Here is a 15,052-nt window from a genome sequence, read left to right on the forward strand (position 1 = left end):
GTTTCCAGATGGTGAATGACGGGTTGACGGCGGATAGAGCTACCCCCGCCGCGCGGCTTCCAGCGCCTGCGGCGTATCGATGTCGAGGAAGGCGCTGTCGCCTTCGACCGGGACCTCGGCGACCACCTCGGCATGCTTGGCGATCAGATGGCGGGCGCCGATGTCGCCGTCGAGCGTCATCAGCTCCTTGAAGAAGCGCCGCGACCACAGCACCGGATTGCCGCGGCGGCCCTCGCTGACCGGCACCGCGATCAGGTGGCCGCGGTCGGGCGCAAAGGTCTCGATCATGCGATCGATCAGCTTGGCATCGATCAGCGGCATGTCGCCGAGGCAGACGATCGCGCCGTCGGCGCTGTCGGAGACCGCCGCGATGCCAGCTTTCACCGAGCTGGCAATGCCGCCGGCGAAATCGGGATTGCGGACGAATTTAACCTTGAGGCCATCAAGCGCCTGCTCGACCAGATCGGCCTGATGCCCGGTGACGACGATCACCTCGGAGGCCTTCGAGGCCAGCGCCTGCTCGGCGACGACGCGCGCGAGCTTCTTGCCGTCGAGCTCGGCGAGCAGTTTGTTCGGACCGCCCATCCGGGTCGAGCGGCCGGCGGCGAGCACGATCGCGGCGACGTTGCGGTTGCCTTCGGTGTCCGGCACGGTGCGCGGCTGCGGCCGCGTCACGATTTCCATCAACAGGCCGCCGACGCCCATGGCGGTGAGATCCGACCGCGTCACCTTGATGCCGGCGAGCAGCCGCATCAGCACCCAGTCAAAGCCGTTCTCGACCGGCGAACGCGCGCAGCCCGGCGCGCCCAACACCGGCACGCCGCCGGCGCTGCCGATCAACAGCAGATTGCCGGGATCGACCGGCATGCCGAAATGCTCGACGGCGCCGCCGATCTCGGCGATCGCGGCGGGGATCACATCGCGGCGGTCGGCGATCGCAGATGCGCCGAACACGATGACGAGCTCGGCGCCGAGGCCGAGCAATTCCTTGATCGCGCCGGCCAGCACCGTTTCGTCATGCGGCACGCGGCGTTCGGCGATGATGGTGGCACCGGCCGGCGCCAGACGCTCGGCGGTGACGCGCAGCGTCTTGTCGATCACCTTGGGCGCAAGGCCCGGCAGCAAGGTCGAGACCACGCCGACCTTCTTGATCACATAAGGCGCGATCCGCAGCGCGTCCTTGCCCGCAACCGCGACGGCGGCGTCGCGCAACCGCCCCTCGACGCCGAACGGAATCAGCTTGACGGTCGCGATCATCTCGCCTTCGACCACCGGCTTGTAGGCCGCGAGGGTGGCGAAGGTGATGGCCTCGTCGACGCCGTTGATGCGATCGACCGCGGCGCGGTCGACCACCAGCACGCCGGGGCGTGCCGCGAACAGATTGGCGCGGCCGGTAAAGGCGCGCTCGACATTGACGCCCTCGCCCGCCACCGCCTGCGCGATGCTGGCCGCGGCTTCGTCCTCGGAGACGTCACCCTCCTCCAGGCGCACCACGACGACGTCCTTGACGCCGGCCCTGGTCAGCGCCTCGACTTCCTCAGGGCCGATCGTGGTGCCTTTCTTGAGCACCAGCGCGCCCTGGCGGAGCGTATGCACGGTGACGCCGCCAATCGCGTCGGCCGGACTGGCGGGACCGAACTTCATGCCGCTTCCTCTTTTTCTTTGGGAGGCAGACGCAGCTGTGCGGTGATCTCGGCCATGATCGCGACCGCGATCTCCGACGGCGACACCGCGCCGATGTCGAGCCCGATCGGCGCGTGGATGCGCGCGATGTCGCTGTCCTTGGCGCCCTGCGCACGCAGCCGCTCGGCGCGCTTGGCATGGGTCTTCCGCGATCCCAGCGCGCCGATATAGAAGCAGTCGCGGTCGAAGGCGTGCAGCAGCGCCGGATCGTCGATCTTGGGATCGTGCGTTACCGCGACGAAGGCGGTGTAGTGATCGACATTGAGCGGCGGCAGCGCGACGTCGGGCCATTCGGCGACCAGCGGCACGTCGGGGAAACGCTCGGGGCTCGCGAACGCCGTGCGCGGATCGACCACCGTGACGTCATAGTCGAGCGCGCGCGCCAGCGGCGCCAGCGCCTGGCTGATATGGACCGCGCCGACGATCACGAGCTTTGCGGTCGGTGCGTAGACGTTGAGGAACAGCTTCTTGCCCGCAACCTCGACATTGCCGCTCTTGCCCATCCGAAGCTGCTTTGCAAGTTCAGCGCGCAGCGGATCGGCGGCGATGTCGGCGGCCTTGACCAGTCGCTGATCGCCATTGGCGGTGTCGGTGACGATGATGACCGGACGGCGCGCGGCGCGCTCGGCGTTCAGCTCTTTGAGGATCTCGAGTTTCACGGCTAGCCGACCTTCTCGACGAAGACGCGGATGGTGCCGCCGCAGGACAGGCCGACATTCCAGGCCGTCTCGTCGGCAACGCCGAATTCGAGCATCTTGGGCTGGCCGCTCGCGATCACGTCGAGTGCTTCGGTCACGACCGCGCCCTCGACGCAGCCGCCGGAGACGCTCCCCAAGAACGTGCCGTCGTCATTGATGACGAGGCTCGAGCCGGCCGGGCGCGGCGCCGAGCCCCAGGTCTCGACCACGGTGGCGAGCGCCACGCCATGGCCCTGTTTCTGCCAGGTCTCGGCGGCCTGCAGGATGTCTTCGTCGCGGTTCAGCATGGAAACCTCCCTCAGGCCACGGAACGGATCAGACTGCGGTGGTGCGCCGGCGGCGGGGATGACAGCGCCCCGATCAAGCCCTTGATGGACGTCAAGTTATGCACCGGGCGAAATTCGTCAACGTGGGGCAGCATCATTTTGATGCCCTGCGCCTTGGCCTCGAAGCCGGAGTAGCGCAGCAGCGGGTTGAGCCAGATCAGGCGGCGGCAGGAGCGGTGCAAACGGTCCATCTCGAAGGCCAGTTTGGCATCCGCCTCCCGTTCTAGTCCATCGGATATAAGGAGGACGATGGCGCCCTGCCCGAGCACCCGGCGGGCCCAGAGCTGGTTGAAGCTGTGCAGCGAGGTGGCGATCCGGGTCCCGCCGGCCCAGTCCTCGACCGAGGACGAGCAGCTCGCCAGTGCCTCGTCCGGGTCACGCGCCCGTAACGCGCGCGTCACATTGGTCAGGCGGGTGCCGAACAGGAACACCGAGACCCGCTTGCGGTAGTCGGTGATGGCATGCAGGAAGTGCAGGAACAGGCGGGTGTATTCGCTCATCGAGCCGGAGATATCGAGCAGCGCCACGATCGGCGCCGGCTTCTCGATCCGGCCGAGCTTCCTGATATCGATGATCTCGCCGCCGGTGCGCAGCGAGTTGCGCACGGTGCGGCGCATGTCGAGCCGCAGACCGCGCGCGTCCGGCTGATAGCGGCGGGTGACGAGCTCGGCCTGCGGCAGCCGCATCTTCGCGATCTCGCGCGTCACCTCGGCGATCTCCGCCGCGGTCATCTGCGCAAAATCCTTCTTCTGCAGGATCTCCTTGTCGGAGACCGAGAGCTTTAATTCCTGCTCCTGGGCCTGCGGCCGCTCCTCGGTCTTGGCCGGCTGCGCCATCGCCTCCTGGACCCGGCGCGAGGCCGGCGGCGGCTTCTTCCTGGCGTGGTCAGGCAGCGGCACCGAATCCAGCATGCTCTTCCACTCCTCGGCGGCGCGGAAGAACAGCATGAAGGCCTGGCGGAAGATCAGCGCATGCTCGTGGCGCTTGACGAAGATCGCCTCCAGCGTGGCGTAGAAGTCGGAGCGGTTGCCGACCTCGATCAGCTGCAGCGCGTCGAGCGCATCGATCACCGAGCCCGGCCCCACGGGCAGCCCGGCCGCCCGCAGCGCGCGGGCAAAGCCGATCACGTTGTCGGCCATGTGGCCGGTCGCAGGCGCGAGGTGGTTGATCGCCATCGAACTATCCACTCCCGTCATTCCGGGACGCGCGGAGCGCGGGCCCGGAATCCATTCTTCTACGTCAACGCGGCCCGATGGATTCCGGGCTCGCGCCAAGTGGCGCGCCCCGGAATGACGAGCCTTTTTTCCGGCGCGACCTACGTCTCGCTCGTCGCGTCCTTCAATGTCTTCTGCAACGCATCGCCCTGCATGCGCGCGATGTCGTCCTGGTACTTCAAGAGCGCGCCCAGCGTGTCGCCGACCACCTGCGGCGTCAGCGAGCGGGCGTCGAGCTCGGACAGCGCGGTGGCCCAGTCGATGGTCTCGGCGACGCCGGGCGACTTGTAGAAATCCTGGTTGCGGAGCGCCTGCACGAAGCGCACGACCTGCTGCGACAGTTTTGCGGAGATGTTCGGCACCCGCGACTTGACGATCGCGAGCTCGCGGTCAGCGGTGGGATAATCCACCCAGTGATAGAGGCAGCGCCGCTTCAGCGCGTCGTGGATCTCGCGGGTGCGGTTCGAGGTGATGATCACGATCGGCGGCGCCGGCGCCTTCACCGTGCCGAGCTCGGGGATCGTGACCTGGAAGTCGCTGAGGATTTCCAACAGATACGCCTCGAACGCCTCGTCGGCGCGGTCGAGCTCGTCGATCAAAAGCACCGGCGGCCCCGCGACGTCGGGCTCCAGCGCCTGCAATAGCGGCCGCTTGATCAGGAAGCGCTCGGCAAAGATGTCGCTGGCGAGCTGGTCGCGATCGGTATCGCCGGAGGCTTCCGCCAGCCGGATCGCGATCATCTGCGCTGCGCTGCTCCACTCATAGACCGCGGAGGCGACGTCGAGGCCTTCATAGCATTGCAGGCGGATCAGCTTGCGCCCGAGCGCGGCGGACAGCACCTTCGCGATCTCGGTCTTGCCGACGCCGGCCTCGCCTTCGAGGAACAGCGGCCGGCCCATCCGCAGCGCGAGATAGGTCACGGTCGCGAGCGACCGCTCGGCAAGGTAGCCGCGCGACGTCAACAGGCCCTCGAGCGCATCGACGGAAGTGGGTAACGCCGATGCACTCATGGAACAGCCAGTCTTCGAACAGGGGTTAGCAACATCGCGCCTTGGGCTAGGTCTTGGATCTGGTCCTAGAGGTCCAGATCGTATCTAGTCCCTTGGATCTAGTCGTTCGATTTAGTCCTTGGCGTTGGCGGCTTCCACCGCCCTGCGCGTCAAAACGCCGATCAGATGCGCGCGGTATTCCGCACTGCCGTGCAGGTCACTGTTCAGCCCTTCGGGGCCAACCGCGATGCCGTCGAGCACCTTGTGGGAGAAGCGCTTCTTCAAGGCCTCCTCGAACGCGGTGGCGCGGAACACGCCGTCGGAGCCCGCACCGGTGACCGCGACGCGCACGTCGGACGGACGCCGGGCCACGAACACACCGACCAACGCGTAACGCGAGGCCTGGTTGCGGAACTTCACATAGGCCGCCTTCTTCGGCAGCGGGAACATCACCTTGGTGATGATCTCGTCGGCCTCCAGCGCGGTCGAGAACAGGCCCTGGAAAAACTCCTCAGCCTTGAGGCGGCGCTTGTTGGTGACGATGGTCGCGCCCAGCGCCAGCACCGCGGCCGGATAGTCGGCGGTCGGATCGTTGTTGGCGAGCGAGCCGCCGATGGTGCCGCGATGGCGCACGGCGGGATCGCCGATCAGGCCCGCGAGCTCGGCCAGCGCCGGGATCGCCTCGCCAACAACAGCGGAGTTCGCGACCTCGGCGTGCTTGGCGGTGGCGCCGATCACCAGCGAGCGGCCCTTCATCTCGATCGTATCGAGACCTTCGATGTGGGAGAGGTCGACCAGATGCGGCGGGCTCGCGAGCCGCTGCTTCATCACCGGCACCAGCGTGTGACCGCCGGCAATCAGCTTGGCGTCCTCGTTCTTCACCAGCAGATTGGCGGCCTGCCGCACGGTGCCGGGACGATGATATTTGAATTCGTACATTGGAATGTCCTGATCGCTTGCCGCGACGAATTGCTGATTAGGCGAGATCCGATTTCGCCATCGCCTTGGCGCCGGCGGCGATCGAAGCGACGATGTTCTGGTAGCCGGTGCAGCGGCACAGATTGCCTTCCAGCTCCTCGCGGATCACCTCGTCGGAGAGCTCGTGGCCCTTGCGATGCACCAGGTCGACGGCGGTCATGATCATGCCCGGCGTGCAGAAGCCGCATTGCAGGCCGTGATGCTCGCGGAAGGCCTCCTGCATCGGATGCAGCGGCGCGCCGTCGGCCGCCAGCCCCTCGATGGTCTTGACCTCATGACCGTCGGCCATCACCGCAAGCGTCGTGCAGGACTTCACCGCCTTGCCGTCCAGATGCACGACGCAGGCGCCGCACTGCGAGGTGTCGCAGCCGACATGGGTACCGGTCAGGCGCAGGTTTTCGCGCAGAAACTGGACCAGAAGGGTACGGGGGTCGACATTGGCGTTAACGGGATTGCCGTTCACGATCATTGAAATCTTGGCCATCAGCACTCTCTTATCTGCCCCACCGCATATCGGCGAAGCAGGCGGTTTAAAATCATTCCAGACGGCATAATATGGGCGGGCCCCGCGATGGGCAACCTTTCGAGCCACCCATCCAGGACATAGCGGGAAGACTTGGCGCCGAAAGACTCGGCCAGACCTCGATCATCCAGCCTGAAGACAAGACTAACCCTGCACCGCTTTGGCGAAATTTGCAAAAAATTCGTCGGCCAGCTTCTTGGCCGCGCCGTTGATCAGGCGCTGGCCGAGCTGGGCGAGCTTGCCGCCGATCTGCGCTTCCACGTTGTAGCTCAAAAGCGTGCCGCCATCCTTGTCGGCGAGGCCCACGGTGGCGCCGCCCTTGGCGAAGCCGGCGACCCCGCCCTCGCCTTCGCCCGAGATCTTGTAGCCGTTGGGCGGATCGAGATCGCTCAATGTGACCTTGCCCTTGAAGCGAGCGGAGACCGGCCCGACCTTCATCTTGGCGGTGGCACGGAAGCCGCCCTCGTCGGTCTTCTCCAGCTCTTCGCAGCCGGGAATGCAGGCCTTCAACACGTCGGGATCGTTGAGCTTGTCCCACACAGCCTGGCGCGGCGCTGCAAGCTGGACTTCGCCGGTCATTGTCATGGCCATGGGGGGACCTCCTCGATCGCTAGAACCTTTTCCCCAAGTAAAGCAGCCGGGCCGCAAAGGAAAGGGCACCTTCGGAGGATGAGCGATGCATATTCGCAACCGCAGCAAGCCAATCCCGCCGTTCACGAATTCGCGCGATCCGCGCTGTCGAAAATGCAGGCAGCGACGGGCATTGGCAGCGGCGCCCGGGAGTGGTTAGGTCGCGCGCCATGAGTACAGCCCTTTCTCCCCTGCTTGCGCCGATGCTGTCGAGCGCCGCGATGCGCGCGGTGTGCGACGATTTAGCCACCCTGCAGAACATGCTGGATTTCGAGGCCGCGCTGGCCCGCGCTGAGGCGGCCTGCGGCGTGATTCCCGCGGCCAGCGCGGGACCGATCGCCGCGGCCTGCAAGGCCGAATCATTCGACCTCGCCGCGCTGGCTGATGCCGCGACGCGATCCGGCAATCTGGCGATCCCGCTGGTGAAGGCGCTGACCGCCGATGTCGCCAGGGCGGATGCCGAGGCCGCGCGTTACGTGCATTGGGGTGCGACCAGCCAGGACGTCATTGATACCGCGACCATGCTGTCGCTGCGCGCCGGCATCGATGCGCTGCTCGCCGACCTTGACCGCGCCATTGCGGGTTTTGCCGACCTTGCCCGCGCCCATCGCAACACCGCGATGGTGGCGCGGACCTGGTTGCAGCATGCGCTGCCGATGCCGTTGGGGCTGAAGCTCGCCGAATATGCCGCAGCTTTGGACCGCTCCCGCAAGCGCTTGCTGCGCCTGCGCCGCGAGACGCTGGCCCTGCAATTCGGCGGCGCCGCCGGCACGCTCGCCGCGCTGGGCGACAAGGGTCTCGCGGTTGCGGCAGCATTGGCGAAAGAGCTCGACTTGCCCCTGCCCGACGCGCCCTGGCACACCCACCGCGACCGCATCGCCGAGGCCGCCTCCGTGTTCGCGATCCTCGTCGGCAGCTGCGGCAAGATCGCGCGCGACGTCTCGCTGCTGATGCAGACCGATGTCGGCGAGGCCTTCGAGCCGGCGGGCGCCGGCCGCGGCGGCTCCTCCACCATGCCGCACAAGCGCAACCCGGTCGCCGCCGCGAGCGCGCTGGGCGCTGCGACCATGGCGCCGAACCTCGCCGCGACGATCTTCGCCGCGCAGGTGCAGGACCATGAGCGCAGCGCCGGACCGTGGCACGCGGAATGGCCGACCTTGCCGGGCTTGATGCTGGTGACCTCCGGCGCGCTTGCCGCGATCGTCGACCTCGCCGAAGGGCTCGAGGTCGACGCGGCGCGAATGCGAGTCAATCTCGATGCGACCCATGGGCTGATCATGGCGGAAGCCGTCACCTTTGCGCTCGCCGACAAGATCGGCAAGAGCGACGCTCACCATCTGGTCGAGGCCGCGAGCAAGAAAGCGGTGGCCGACAAGAAGCATTTGCGCGAGGTGCTGGCTGCGGATGCGAAGGTCACCGCGCATCTCGACGCCAAGCGAATAGCGGAAGTGTTCGAACCGATGGCCTATCAGGGTGCCTCGCAGGCGCTGATCGATCGCCTGCTGGCTTCACTTGACGATAAATAGCGACGATGTCGCTGCCGGAGTTGCCCCGGCACGCGCATGACGAGAGGGACAACGCAATGCCGATGATCAACGCCGACGGATGCCTGCTCAACGTCCAGGTGGACGGCCGCGACGGCGGACCGACCTTGATGCTGTCGAACTCGCTCGGCTGCACCTTGCAGATGTGGGAGCCGCAGATGCCGGCGCTGACGCAGATGTTCCGCGTCATCCGCTACGATCGCCGCGGTCACGGGAAGTCCGGCGTGCCGGCCGGGCCCTACTCCATGGAGCGGTTCGGCCGCGACGTGCTCGCGATCCTCGACGACCTCAACATCGAGAAGGTGCATTGGTGCGGCCTGTCGATGGGCGGCATGGTCGGGCAATGGTTGGGGGCCAACGCGCCCGAACGATTTGGCAAGATCATCCTTTCCAACACCGCCTGCTATTACCCCGATCCGACCAACTGGCTGAACCGCATCAAGGCGGTGAAGCAAGGCGGCATCGCCGCGGTCGCCGACACCGTGATCGCGGGCTGGCTGACCGCCGACTTCCGCGAGCGCGAGCCTGAAACCACGGCGCGCATGAAGGCGATGCTGATCGCCTCCCCCGTCGAGGGCTATCTCGCCTGCTGCGAGGCGCTGTCGACGCTCGACCAGCGCGCACTGCTGCCCAGGATCAAGAGCCCGACGCTGGTGATCGCAGGCAAGCAGGACATGGCAACCCCGGTGTCGGCGGGTGAAATGATCCGCAGCGGCATTCCCGGCGCTAGCATGACGCTGCTCGACGCCGCGCATATTTCCAATGTCGAGCAGTCGCACGCCTTCACCGAAGCCCTGGTCGGCTTCCTGACGCAACGGTAATGGCAACACCTGCGTAGCCCGGATGCAGCGAAGCGAAATCCGGGACAGATCGTTTCCGGCGAACGCTGAAACCCCGGATTGCGCTGCGCTCCATCCGGGCTACGGTTTCGAGAGGAGACATCAATGGACGACAATCAGCGCCGCGACGACGGCATGACACAGCGCCGCAAGGTGCTGGGCAATGAATGGGTCGACAAGTCGATCACAAACCGCAACGCGTTCAATACCGACTTCCAGGACCTGATCACCCGCTATGCGTGGGGCGACATCTGGACCCGGCCGCATTTCGATCACCGCACCCGCCGCGTGCTTGTGATCGGCACCATGGTCGCGCTCGGCCAGTGGGACGAGTTCCGCCTGCATGTGCGCGCCGCCCTCAGCGAAGGCGACTTCACGCCCGACGACATCAAGGAGATCCTGCTGCAACAGGCGATCTATTGCGGCGTGCCCGCCGCCAATCACGCCGTCAAGGAAGCCGGCGCGATCATTGCCGAACTAGGGCTGCTGAAGGGATAACTCGCCTGCCGGCGCGATTGCCTCGGCGGCAGGAGCTTCCGCCGCGCGTTTCGGCGAGGTCTCGAACAGCATCACGATCGCGGTGCCGAGCAGCATCAGAAGCTCTGAGGCATGCATGCGCAGCGCTTCGATCTCGCCGACCTTGGAGGCCATCATCATGCTGGCGAAGCTCAGCACGCTGCCGAGGCAGAGCGCGACCGCGAGCGCCTCGTCGCTGCCGCTGCTCTTCTGGCGCAGCGGCGAGAACGCCGCCATCGCGAGGAAAACCGCGAAGAACGCCACCACCGTGATCCGCGCCAGCGCCAAGAGCCATGCGAGCCGCACCGTCGCCATCTTGCCGAGGTGCAGATAGTCGCTGGCATAGAGCGCGATCGACACGCTCGGCCGCTCATAGAGGCCGTGGATCGGCGACACCATGATGCTGAAGGCGATGATGGTCCAGACCGGAATGAAATAGGCCGCGAGCAGCGCGCCGTTGAAGGAGCTGATCCGCCAGGTGTTCGACATTGCCGCTTCCCGTTTTTCTCCGGCACCTTTCAGGTCGGCGACGGTTCAGCCTGCGAGGTAACGCCGATCAATTGCCGGCGGCAATTTAAACCCTTTGTTTACCTTAATCGGGCTGGGGATTGTGTCCGCGGAGCGGCCGGTGCCGTGCCAAAACGGCGCAAAAAGAAAGGTCCCGCCTTGCGGCGAGACCCTTCTGGAACTGTTCTTGCTAACGTCTCTCTTGCTAGCGTCTCACGCTCAACGCCTCCGGGTTAGCGCTCCGGATCGGGGGTCTGACCCTGCCGGCCCGGATCCTGCTGCTGCTGGCCGGGCTTCTGCCCGCCACCCTGCTGCTGCTGGCCTGGCTTCTGACCAGGCTGCTGGCCTTGCTGGCCCGGCTTCTGGTTCTGATTGCTCATGCGAATAACTCCCTTTGCTTTCATCAAGCCGGGGACAACGCGCAGCTCAGGAGCGCGGTTGCCCGGGGAACCCCGGTTCCGGCGTGATCATTGCAAGGCGACGACCTGTCGACCCTGTGACATCGGAACCGCACCGGCCAAACTAGTTATGTACAAGCCCGTTTCTGCTGCGGCCACGCTGTTGCCGCCGCCGGGGTTCCGCTGTTAGAAAATGACACGACGCGACGGATCAGGCTGCCGGGGGCCCTCGCCGCGTCACTCGGACGTCGCGTTTTCGAGCGAAGTGGGGACAAACGGCAGCGCATGGATTATTTCGCCCAGCAACTGATCAACGGCCTCGTGCTCGGCTCGATCTATGGCCTGATCGCCATCGGCTACACGATGGTCTACGGCATCGTCGGCATGATCAATTTCGCCCATGGCGACATCTTCATGATCGGCGGCTTCATCGCGCTGATATCGTTCCTGGTGCTGGTGTCGCTCGGCCTCACCGCAATCCCCGTGATCCTCTTGATCGTACTGCTGGTCTCGATGGCGATTACCGCGCTCTATGGCTGGACCATCGAGCGCATCGCCTACCGGCCGTTGCGCCATTCGTTCCGCCTGGCGCCGATGCTGTCGGCGATCGGCATGTCGTTCGTGCTCACCAACTTCTCGCAGGTGTCGCAGGGCGCGCGGGTCAAGCCGGTGCCGCCGATCATCACCGGCGGCTACACGCTGCATGAGGGCTCGCAAGGCTTTGCCGTGCAGCTCTCCAACATCCAGATCATGGTCGTGCTCGCCACCATCGTGGTGCTGGCGCTGTTCACCTGGCTGGTCTCCCGCACAAGGCTCGGCCGCGACATGCGCGCCTGCGAGCAGGACCAGACCATGGCTGCGCTGCTCGGGGTGGACGTCGACCGCACCATCTCGATGACCTTCGTCATCGGTGCCGCGCTCGCCGCCGTCGCCGGCATGATGTACCTGCTGTATTACGGCCTGGTCGATTTCTTCATGGGCTTCGTTGCCGGCATCAAGGCGTTCACCGCCGCCGTGCTCGGCGGCATCGGCTCGCTGCCGGGCGCGATGCTCGGCGGGCTCGCGATCGGCCTGATCGAGACGTTCTGGTCGGCCTATTTCTCGGTCGAGTACAAGGACGTCGCCGCGTTCTCGATCCTGATCGTGGTGCTGATCTTCATGCCGACCGGCCTGCTTGGCCGTCCCGAAGTCGAAAAAGTCTGACAGGCACTTCGTGAGCGCGACCTCAGCCCGCCCCTCGCACGCCGCGCAGCCCTCGGGCAGCGCCTTCATTCTCAAGAAAGCCCTGATCAGCGCTCTCGTCGCGCTGGTGCTGTTCTCGCTGATGATCGGCATCCGGACCGAGGCCGGACCGCAAGGCGGCCTGATCTACTGGACCCGGTTCGGCGATCTCGCCGCCCTCGTCGGCACCGTGTTCGGCGGCAGCATCATCGTCGAGCTGCTGCGGCAGTGGTGGGGGCCGGTCGACAAGGACAGCATCGTGCCCAAGCCGGTGCAATCGGCGATGGCGTTCGCCGGTCGCTGGCTGGCGCCGGCGCTCCTGGTGTTCACCTTCCTCGTGCCGGTCATCTTCTACAACCAGCGCTACATTCTCGATTTGTCGATCCTGGTCCTGACCTATGTGATGCTGGGCTGGGGGTTGAACGTCGTGGTCGGCCTCGCCGGCCTGCTCGACCTCGGCTATGTCGCGTTCTACGCGGTCGGCGCCTATTCCTACGCGCTGCTGGCGACCAATTTCGGATTGTCGTTCTGGGTCTGCCTGCCGCTGGCCGGCATCCTGGCGGCGTTCTGGGGCGTGCTGCTCGGCTTCCCGGTGCTGCGGCTGCGCGGCGATTATCTGGCGATCGTGACGCTCGCCTTCGGCGAGATCATCCGCCTGGTCATCATCAACTGGCAGAGCCTGACCGGCGGCCCCAATGGCGTCTCGGGGATTCCGCGCCCAACCCTGTTCGGCATTCCCCTCACGCCGGGCGATGACGGGCTCGCCGCCAGGCTCGGCATCGAATTCTCACCGACCCATCGCCTGGTGTTCCTGTTCTATCTGATCCTGGCGATGGCGCTGCTCACCAACTGGGTCACGATCCGGCTGCGGCGGCTGCCGATCGGCCGCGCCTGGGAGGCGCTGCGCGAGGACGAGGTCGCCTGCCGCGCGCTCGGCATCAACACCACGACCACCAAGCTGACGGCGTTCGCGACCGGTGCGATGTTCGGCGGCTTCGCCGGCGCCTTCTTCGCCACACGGCAGGGCTTCATCAGCCCGGAATCCTTCACCTTCCAGGAATCGGCGCTGGTGCTCGCGATCGTCGTGCTCGGCGGCATGGGCTCGCAACTCGGCGTCGCGCTGGCCGCACTGACCATGATCGGCGGCTTCGAGCTGTTCCGCGGCCTCGATCAGTACCGCATGCTGGTGTTCGGCATCGCCATGGTGCTGCTGATGATCTGGCGGCCGCGCGGGCTGATCGGCCACCGCGCGCCCACCGTGTATCTGGAACGCAACCAGGCGATCTCGTCCGACCTCGTCAAGGAGGGCCATGGATGAGCGGCGACCCCATCCTCAGCGTCGACCGCCTGATGATGCGCTTCGGCGGCATCGTCGCGGTCAACGAGCTCTCCTTCACCGCCGAGCGGCGCAAGATCACCGCGCTGATCGGGCCGAACGGCGCCGGCAAGACCACCGTCTTCAACTGCATCACCGGCTTCTACCGGCCGAGCGGCGGCGCGATCCACCTGGCCCACGATGACGGCCGCAGCATCCAGCTCGAGCGGCTGAACGATTTCCGCATCTCCAAGCAGGCCAAGGTGGCGCGCACCTTCCAGAACATCCGGCTGTTTCCCGGCATGACCGCGCTGGAGAACCTGATGGTCGCCCAGCACAACGCGCTGATGCGCGCTTCGGGGCTCACCGTGCTGGGGCTGCTCGGCCTGCCGTCGTGGCGCGAGGCCGAAAGGCGCGCGATCGATCTGGCGCGGTCCTGGCTCGACCGCGTCGGCCTGCTCGACCGCGCCGACGATGCCGCGGGCAATCTGCCCTATGGCGACCAGCGCAGGCTCGAGATCGCACGCGCGATGTGCACCGAGCCCGCCCTGCTCTGTCTCGACGAGCCGGCGGCTGGGCTGAACGCGCGCGAGAGCGGCGGGCTCAACGAGCTCCTGCTGTCGATCCGCAACGAACAGGGCACCTCGATCCTCCTGATCGAGCACGACATGTCGGTCGTGATGGAAATCTCCGATCACGTCGTGGTCATGGACTACGGCGTCAAGATCGCCGAAGGCACGCCGCAGACGGTGCGCGACGATCCCAAGGTGATCGCCGCCTATCTCGGCGCCGACGAGGAAGAGGCCATCGCCGTGATGGAGAGCGGCACGTGAGCGCGGCACAGGCAACCCCACCCCTGCTCGCGGTGCGCGGCGTGCGTGCGGCGTATGGCAAGATCGAGGCACTGAAGGGCGTCGATATCGAGATCAATCGAGGGGAGATCGTCGCCCTGATCGGCGCCAACGGCGCCGGCAAGTCGACGCTGATGATGACGATCTTCGGCCGGCCGCGCGCCCGCGCCGGCAGCATCGAATATGATGGCCACGACATCACCGGCGTGCCGACCCACGAGATCGCGCGGCTGCGCATCGCGCAATCGCCCGAGGGAAGGCGGATCTTTCCGCGCATGAGCGTCGCGGAGAACCTGCAGATGGGCGCCGATGCGACCGAATGCACGGAAGCCGAGCGCGAAGCCGGGCTGGAGCGCGTGTTCGCGCTGTTTCCGCGGCTGAAGGAACGCATCGCGCAGCGCGGCGGTACGCTGTCCGGCGGCGAGCAGCAGATGCTGGCAATCGGCCGCGCGCTGATGAGCCGACCGCGCCTCTTGATGCTGGACGAACCGTCGCTCGGCCTGGCGCCGCTGATCGCGCGGCAGATCTTCGACGCCATCCGCACGCTGAACCGGCAGGACGGCCTCACCGTCCTGATCGTCGAGCAGAACGCCAACCACGCGCTGAAGCTCGCCCATCGCGGCTACGTGATGGTCAACGGCCTGATCACGCTGACCGGAACCGGCAGCGAATTGCTGCAGCGCCCGGAAATCCGCGCCGCCTATCTGGAAGGCGGCCGCCACGGGTAGTCGTCACGGCTGGCTGCACGTTCCGTGCCGCCGCCGTTAGCAGGATGTAGCATCGATTTGCCTGAAAATTGCCGGTGACTTCGCTGCGAAAT

17 protein-coding genes are annotated in these 15,052 nt (G+C 66.2%); 7 read left to right on the forward strand and 10 right to left on the reverse strand.

The genetic code is table 11. The annotated features are described in order from the left end of the window. Positions 1 to 39: 39 nt before the first annotated feature. The 8 genes from ACVMB0_RS31465 to ACVMB0_RS31500 all read right to left on the reverse strand — a co-directional run bounded on the left by ACVMB0_RS31465 (position 40) and on the right by ACVMB0_RS31500 (position 7,002). Positions 40 to 1,644, reverse strand: a complete 1,605-nt coding sequence (locus tag ACVMB0_RS31465) for an NTP transferase domain-containing protein (protein WP_456753968.1) — start codon at positions 1,642 to 1,644, stop codon at positions 40 to 42. Continuing rightward, positions 1,641 to 2,342 carry an XdhC family protein gene (locus ACVMB0_RS31470; RefSeq protein ID WP_461348690.1) on the reverse strand — a complete coding sequence of 234 codons (702 nt, stop codon included), beginning with the start codon at positions 2,340 to 2,342 and terminating at the stop codon, positions 1,641 to 1,643. Before ACVMB0_RS31470 ends, ACVMB0_RS31465 begins: the two co-directional genes overlap by 4 nt. Before the next feature lie 2 nt (positions 2,343 to 2,344). After that, the gene (locus ACVMB0_RS31475) at positions 2,345 to 2,668 is read right to left on the reverse strand and encodes an XdhC family protein (protein ID WP_021077800.1); all 324 of its coding nucleotides are present in this window, start codon (positions 2,666 to 2,668) and stop codon (positions 2,345 to 2,347) included. A gap of 11 nt (positions 2,669 to 2,679) precedes the next feature. After that, positions 2,680 to 3,882 (reverse strand): vWA domain-containing protein, encoded by a 1,203-nt coding sequence (locus tag ACVMB0_RS31480; RefSeq protein WP_461348691.1) that lies wholly within the window; start codon positions 3,880 to 3,882, stop codon positions 2,680 to 2,682. Between the two features lie 140 nt (positions 3,883 to 4,022). Next, entirely contained in the window at positions 4,023 to 4,931 is a 909-nt protein-coding gene (locus tag ACVMB0_RS31485; RefSeq protein WP_461348692.1) for an AAA family ATPase, read from the reverse strand. 111 nt (positions 4,932 to 5,042) lie between these two features. Further along, positions 5,043 to 5,849: an FAD binding domain-containing protein gene (locus tag ACVMB0_RS31490; RefSeq protein WP_456753964.1), complete on the reverse strand. Its 807-nt coding sequence runs from the start codon at positions 5,847 to 5,849 to the stop codon at positions 5,043 to 5,045. Between the two features lie 37 nt (positions 5,850 to 5,886). Further along, positions 5,887 to 6,372 (reverse strand): (2Fe-2S)-binding protein, encoded by a 486-nt coding sequence (locus ACVMB0_RS31495; RefSeq protein WP_016840414.1) that lies wholly within the window; start codon positions 6,370 to 6,372, stop codon positions 5,887 to 5,889. A gap of 183 nt (positions 6,373 to 6,555) precedes the next feature. Then, on the reverse strand, positions 6,556 to 7,002 hold the full coding sequence (locus ACVMB0_RS31500) for an SRPBCC family protein (RefSeq protein ID WP_106327163.1): 447 nt from the start codon (positions 7,000 to 7,002) through the stop codon (positions 6,556 to 6,558). 209 nt (positions 7,003 to 7,211) lie between these two features. Here ACVMB0_RS31500 and ACVMB0_RS31505 point away from each other — a divergent pair, with 209 nt between their 5' ends. The 3 genes from ACVMB0_RS31505 (at position 7,212) to ACVMB0_RS31515 (ending at position 9,922) form a co-directional block, all read left to right on the forward strand. Then, positions 7,212 to 8,567, forward strand: coding sequence for a 3-carboxy-cis,cis-muconate cycloisomerase (locus ACVMB0_RS31505; protein WP_456753963.1), 1,356 nt, complete (start codon positions 7,212 to 7,214; stop codon positions 8,565 to 8,567). Between the two features lie 56 nt (positions 8,568 to 8,623). Beyond that, positions 8,624 to 9,406: a 3-oxoadipate enol-lactonase gene (gene pcaD, locus ACVMB0_RS31510; RefSeq protein WP_461348693.1), complete on the forward strand. Its 783-nt coding sequence runs from the start codon at positions 8,624 to 8,626 to the stop codon at positions 9,404 to 9,406. Positions 9,407 to 9,529: 123 nt separating this feature from the next. After that, positions 9,530 to 9,922: a carboxymuconolactone decarboxylase family protein gene (locus ACVMB0_RS31515; RefSeq protein WP_461348694.1), complete on the forward strand. Its 393-nt coding sequence runs from the start codon at positions 9,530 to 9,532 to the stop codon at positions 9,920 to 9,922. On the opposite strand, the gene ACVMB0_RS31520 is transcribed toward ACVMB0_RS31515, so the two are convergent. Together ACVMB0_RS31520 and ACVMB0_RS31525 are read right to left on the reverse strand one after the other, a co-directional pair. Further along, complete coding sequence (locus tag ACVMB0_RS31520) at positions 9,902 to 10,429, reverse strand: hypothetical protein (RefSeq protein WP_461348695.1); 528 nt, start codon at positions 10,427 to 10,429, stop codon at positions 9,902 to 9,904. The two genes, ACVMB0_RS31515 and ACVMB0_RS31520, sit on opposite strands and share 21 nt — an antisense overlap. A gap of 251 nt (positions 10,430 to 10,680) precedes the next feature. Beyond that, a complete protein-coding gene (locus tag ACVMB0_RS31525; RefSeq protein ID WP_461348696.1) occupies positions 10,681 to 10,827 on the reverse strand; it encodes a hypothetical protein in 147 nt (48 codons plus the stop codon). Positions 10,828 to 11,130: 303 nt separating this feature from the next. Here ACVMB0_RS31525 and ACVMB0_RS31530 point away from each other — a divergent pair, with 303 nt between their 5' ends. From ACVMB0_RS31530 to ACVMB0_RS31545, 4 genes are read left to right on the forward strand one after another with little or no spacing between them, the layout of a single operon-like run. Then, positions 11,131 to 12,048, forward strand: coding sequence for an ABC transporter permease subunit (locus ACVMB0_RS31530; protein ID WP_456797882.1), 918 nt, complete (start codon positions 11,131 to 11,133; stop codon positions 12,046 to 12,048). Between the two features lie 10 nt (positions 12,049 to 12,058). Continuing rightward, a complete protein-coding gene (livM, locus tag ACVMB0_RS31535; RefSeq protein WP_456753958.1) occupies positions 12,059 to 13,384 on the forward strand; it encodes a high-affinity branched-chain amino acid ABC transporter permease LivM in 1,326 nt (441 codons plus the stop codon). Beyond that, complete coding sequence (locus tag ACVMB0_RS31540; RefSeq protein WP_461348697.1) at positions 13,381 to 14,214, forward strand: ABC transporter ATP-binding protein; 834 nt, start codon at positions 13,381 to 13,383, stop codon at positions 14,212 to 14,214. Before livM ends, ACVMB0_RS31540 begins: the two co-directional genes overlap by 4 nt. After that, complete coding sequence (locus ACVMB0_RS31545; RefSeq protein ID WP_461348698.1) at positions 14,211 to 14,960, forward strand: ABC transporter ATP-binding protein; 750 nt, start codon at positions 14,211 to 14,213, stop codon at positions 14,958 to 14,960. The genes ACVMB0_RS31540 and ACVMB0_RS31545 overlap by 4 nt, the downstream gene beginning before the upstream one ends. Positions 14,961 to 15,052 lie beyond the last annotated feature (92 nt).

It is taken from the genome of Bradyrhizobium sp. USDA 4451 (genome assembly GCF_054822585.1).